This is a genomic window from Tabrizicola sp. (assembly GCF_031377265.1).
Classification (GTDB): Bacteria; Pseudomonadota; Alphaproteobacteria; order Rhodobacterales; family Rhodobacteraceae; genus JAUYQR01.
This window is the reverse complement of record NZ_JANMET010000153.1, coordinates 1-5,083: the sequence shown is the minus strand read 5'-3', so window position 1 is coordinate 5,083 and position 5,083 is coordinate 1. Positions and strand designations below refer to the sequence as shown.

At 62.6% G+C, this 5,083-nt stretch carries 6 protein-coding genes; all 6 read left to right on the top strand.

Features of this window, described 5'->3' with window-relative positions; genetic code table 11:
* Window positions 1–1,464, top strand: a 1,464-nt coding sequence (locus tag RMO18_RS08745; RefSeq protein ID WP_309665288.1) for an OmpA family protein, incomplete at its 5' end; no start/stop codon positions are given.
* Window positions 1,461–1,790 carry a hypothetical protein gene (locus RMO18_RS08740; RefSeq protein ID WP_309665287.1) on the top strand — a complete coding sequence of 110 codons (330 nt, stop codon included), beginning with the start codon at window positions 1,461–1,463 and terminating at the stop codon, window positions 1,788–1,790. The genes RMO18_RS08745 and RMO18_RS08740, both read left to right, overlap by 4 nt.
* A 115-nt stretch (window positions 1,791–1,905) precedes the next feature.
* Window positions 1,906–3,384 (top strand): NAD-dependent succinate-semialdehyde dehydrogenase, encoded by a 1,479-nt coding sequence (locus tag RMO18_RS08735; protein WP_309665285.1) that lies wholly within the window; start codon window positions 1,906–1,908, stop codon window positions 3,382–3,384.
* A gap of 68 nt (window positions 3,385–3,452) precedes the next feature.
* On the top strand, window positions 3,453–4,298 hold the full coding sequence (gene yghU, locus RMO18_RS08730; protein WP_309665284.1) for a glutathione-dependent disulfide-bond oxidoreductase: 846 nt from the start codon (window positions 3,453–3,455) through the stop codon (window positions 4,296–4,298).
* A 104-nt stretch (window positions 4,299–4,402) separates the two neighbouring features.
* Window positions 4,403–4,756: a cupin domain-containing protein gene (locus RMO18_RS08725; protein ID WP_309665283.1), complete on the top strand. Its 354-nt coding sequence runs from the start codon at window positions 4,403–4,405 to the stop codon at window positions 4,754–4,756.
* A gap of 26 nt (window positions 4,757–4,782) precedes the next feature.
* A partial coding sequence (locus RMO18_RS08720; protein ID WP_309665282.1) for a hypothetical protein occupies window positions 4,783–5,083 on the top strand: 301 nt, incomplete at its 3' end.

Sequence of the window (5,083 nt, the reverse complement as noted above, 5' to 3'; positions counted from 1 at the left end):
GAAATCACCGCGATCTCGGACAGCGAAGCGCAGAAACGCAATATGGAGAAGGACTTGCGTTTGATCGCGCCAAAGGATGTGGTGCTGGTTCTGAACATCTCGGCACCGCGCCCGGTGATCACGCCGTTCACGCTGCGCTTCATCATCGATGCCGAAGGCGCGCGGTTTGACAGCTGTTCTGCCGACACTGATCGGGCGCGGAAATCCATTCTGGCTGCCGGTGAGAAGGCGGGGGCATCGGGCCCGGCGCTGTGCATTGTGGGCCTTGGCGTGCCCACGCCGCGTTGGGCCGAAGCGGTGACGGCTGCGATTGCGGCAGTGGCCACGCTGGGCGAAGGGTCGGTGACCTTTTCGGATGCCGATGTCACGCTTTTGGCCGGCCCGAGCGTCAGTCAGGCTACCTTTGACCGCGTGGTTGGCGAAATGGAAACCGGGCTGCCGGATGTGTTCTCGCTGACCTCGACGCTGGAGAAGAAGGAAACCGCCGATCAGGGCCCGGCCGAATTCACCGCCAGCCTGTCCACCGAGGGCAAGGTGGAATTGCGCGGGCGGTTGACTGACCCGATGCTGCGGTCAGCGGTGGATGCCTTTGCCCGCGCCGAGTTTGGCAACACTGCCGTCTACACCGCGACCCGGCTTGACCCCGACCTGCCGGATGGCTGGCCGGTGCGGGTGCTGGCGGGGCTTGAGGCGCTGGCCGAACTTGAGGAGGGCACGCTGCTGGTGCGGGCCGATCTGGTTGAGGTGACCGGTGTCACCGGATCGCAGGAAGCGCGGTCCAGGATCACGCAGATCCTGTCAAGCAAGCTGGGCCAGGGCGAGATTTTCAAGGTCAATGTCCGCTATGTCGAGGCGCTTGATCCGGTGGCCTCGATCCCGACGCCCGAAGAATGCGCCGCCGACATCAACGCCAAGATTGCCGAAACCAAGATCACCTTCACCCCCGCATCTGCCGAGATTGCGACAGCGGCGCGGCCGGTGCTGGATGCGCTGGCCGCTATTTTGGTGAATTGCCCGCCGATGACGATGGAAATTGGCGGCTATACCGACAGCCAGGGGTCCGAGGGCGGCAATCAGGCGCTGAGCCAGGCGCGGGCTGAGGCGGTTCTGATCGCCCTGCAGGGCCGCAGGATCGACGTTTCGGGGATGACGGCGCTGGGCTATGGCGAAAGCGCACCGATCGCCGACAATGAAACCGATGCCGGGCGCGAAGCCAACCGCCGGATCGAATTCGTGCTGAAGGGCGTCGCAGCATCGGCAGCCCCCGCCGCAGCGGCAGTGCCGGATGGCCAAGCCGACGCTACAGCGGACGTTGCCGCCGTACCAACACCCGAGCCTGCGGCAGATGACGCCGCGACCGGACCGGATTTTTCTGACAACACCAGCCCTTCGGTAGCACCCACCGAAAAAACCATTCGCCCACTGCCCCGCCCAACTCCGGCTGAGGCCGAGGAAACCCCATGAACCGCACCGAATTTGTCATCGCCACGGCCATCATCCTGCTTGTCGCCTTTGCGATGGGCTGGTTCACGCATTGGCTGTTGCACCGTTTCACCCGTGTGGCCGGTGGTGACATGGCGGAAATGGACCGCCTTGCCCAATCCCTGCACGAGGCCGAGGAGTTGCGCGATCAGGCGCTGATCTATCTTGAGCAGCGCGAGGGCGAGTTGATGAACCACATCGCGCAGACCGAAGCCGAGTTGCGGGCCGCGATGGAAGGCCTGCGCGATGCCCGCCATGAGGCGGAGGAAATGCGCAGCTATATCGAACGGATGCATGCCAACAGCTGAATTTCGGCCCAGACGGGCCGAAATTTGATCAAATCCCCGGTGGGTTTTCGTGAGCGAACTGGACAATTCCCCCCGCGCCGTGCGACCTGATGCGCAATGATCAATGGAGGCCACCATGCTCGATTCCGTTACAGACCTGCAGTCTTTGTTGAAAGACCCCAGCCTTCTGGTGTCAAAGTCCTACGTTGCCGGACAATGGATCGATGCGGATGACGGCACCACCTTTGCCGTTACCAACCCGGCGCGCGGTGATGTGATCTGCCATGTGCCCAACCTTGGCCGCGCTGAAACTGCCCGTGCGATTGCCGCCGCAGACATTGCCCGCCGCGAATGGGCGGCCCGGACCGGCAAGGAACGCGCGCAGGTGATGCGCAAGTGGTTCGATTTGTGCATGGCCAATCAGGACGATCTGGCCGCCATCCTGACGGCGGAAATGGGCAAGCCGCTGGCCGAAGCCAAGGGCGAGATCGCCTATGGGTCGGCCTATATCGAATGGTTTGGCGAAGAGGCCAAGCGGACCTATGGCGACATCATTCCCGGCCATCTGCGCGACAAGCGCATTTCGGTGATCAAGCAGCCGATCGGCGTTGCGGCCTCGATCACGCCATGGAATTTTCCGAACGCGATGATCGCGCGCAAGGTAGCGCCAGCGCTGGCGGCTGGCTGTGGTTTCGTGGCGCGGCCTGCGGCGGAGACGCCCCTTTCGGCGCTGGCGCTGGCGGTGCTGGCGGAACGCGCGGGCATTCCGGCGGGGTTGTTCTCGGTCATCACCTCGAAACGATCGTCCGACATCGGCAAGGAGTTCTGCGAGAACCCGGCCATCCGCAAACTGACCTTCACCGGTTCCACCGAAGTCGGCCGCATCCTGCTGCGTCAGGCCGCCGATCAGGTGCTGAAATGCTCGATGGAGCTGGGCGGCAACGCGCCGTTCATCGTGTTTGACGACGCCGATCTGGATGCGGCGGTTGAAGGCGCGATGATCTCCAAGTTCCGCAACAACGGCCAGACCTGCGTCTGCGCCAACCGGATCTATGTGCAGGCGGGCGTCTATGATGCCTTTGCCGCAAAGCTGACGGTTGCGGTCGGCAAGCTGTCCATCGGTGACGGGCTGAAGGCGGGCATCACCACCGGCCCGCTGATCAACGAAGATGCGGTTGAAAAGGTTGAGGAACACATCGCCGACGTGCTGGCAGGTGGCGGCAAGATCCTGACCGGCGGCAAGCGTCATACGCTGGGTGGCACGTTCTTTGAGCCGACGGTGGTGACCGGCGTCACTTCAACGATGAAGGTGACCCAGGAGGAAACCTTTGGCCCGCTGGCGCCGCTGTTCAAGTTCGACACCGAAGCCGAGGTGATCGCCCGCGCCAATGACACGATCTTTGGTCTGGCCAGCTATTTCTACGCCCGCGATATCGGCCGCATTACCCGGGTTCAGGAACAGCTGGAATACGGCATGGTGGGCGTGAACACCGGCCTCATCTCCAACGAAATGGCACCGTTTGGCGGGGTCAAGCAATCGGGCCTGGGCCGCGAAGGATCACGCCACGGGATCGACGACTACATGGAATTGAAGTACATCTGCCTGTCGATCTGATGGGACAGGGACTGTAGCAGGGACTGGCTGGGGCGGCGGTGCCGCCCCTTTGCATCAAAGGAAAGCGTATGTCTGATAGCGCCTATATCCCGCCGAAAGTCTGGACCTGGGACAAGGAAAACGGCGGCCAGTTTGCCAATATCAACCGACCGATCGCAGGGCCGACGCATGACAAGGACCTGCCCGTCGGGGCGCAGCCGCTGCAGCTTTATTCGCTGGCCACGCCGAACGGCGTGAAAGTCACGGTGATGCTGGAGGAGTTGCTGGCGCTGGGTCACACGGGTGCCGAATACGACGCCTGGCTGATCGACATCGGCAAGGGCGACCAGTTCGGATCCGGCTTTGTCGAGGTGAACCCGAACTCGAAGATCCCGGCGATGATGGATCATTCCGTCACCCCGCCGCAGCGGATTTTCGAAAGCGGCGCGATCCTGCTGTATCTGGCCGAGAAATTCGGCGCGCTGATCCCCAAGGATCATGCCGGTCGCACCGAATGCCTGTCATGGCTGTTCTGGCAGATGGGATCGGCGCCGTACCTTGGCGGCGGGTTCGGCCATTTCTACGCCTATGCGCCCTCGAAGATGGAATACCCGATCAACCGTTTTGCGATGGAAACCAAGCGGCAGCTTGACGTGCTGGACCGCCAGCTTGGCCAGCACCGCTTCATCGCGGGCGACAGCTATACCATTGCCGACATCGCGATCTGGGCCTGGTATGGTAACCTCGTGCTGGGCCGCCAGTATGGCGCGGGCGAGTTTCTGGATGTTGCCAGCTATACGCATGTGCTTGCCTGGGCCACGGCGATCGACGCCCGTCCCGCCGTGATCCGGGGCCGCAAGGTCAACCGCAACTGGGGCGAGCCGCATGAGCAATTGCCCGAGCGGCACAGCGCGGCCGATTTCGACCAGCCCTGACCTTTCAGGTCGGGTTTGGGCAGGCTGCGGTCGCGCCCGGCACTGACAAGCCGGACGCAGTCGCCGATCCTGCAGCCATCCCATTCGCAAGAGGACCAAAGCCCATGCAATCCATCACCCGCCTGCCCACGACCGAGGGGACCGAACCCGCAACCGCCGATCTGGATGGCTGGATCGTCACCGAAGGCAAACCGTCCATGAAGACCTGGGTCCTGCATACGTCGAAAGACGGGGCCATGGTCTCGGGCATCTGGGAATGCACGGTGGGCAGCTATCATGCAACCTACACGGCCTATGAATATGTGGTACTGATCGCGGGGCGGATCGTGATCACGCCCGATGGCGGCACGCCGGTCATCGTGAAGGCAGGCGATGCTTTCGTGGTCGAGAAGGACTTCAAAGGCACCTGGAAGATCGAAGAGAACGTCCGCAAGCATTTCGACTTTGTCGTGGGCTGAGCACAAGACCAGCAAGAGAGGCCGAAATGTACCGTCGTCCGATCATCCCCGCCGATTTCACCGTGCCCGAACGGCTGGAAACGGTCGGGTTCCATCTGCGGCCCCTGACGGTGCACGATCTTGTCCGCGACTATGACGCGGTCATGTCAAGTGCGGCCCAGTTGCGCGGACAGATGGGGGACAGCAGTTCATGGCCCGAAGGGCTGACGCTGGAAGACAACCTGATCGACCTTGGCTGGCACCAGCGCGAATTCAGCCTTCGCCATTCCTTTGCCTACACGGTCATCTCGCCGGACGGGGAAAGATGTCTGGGATGCTGCTACATCT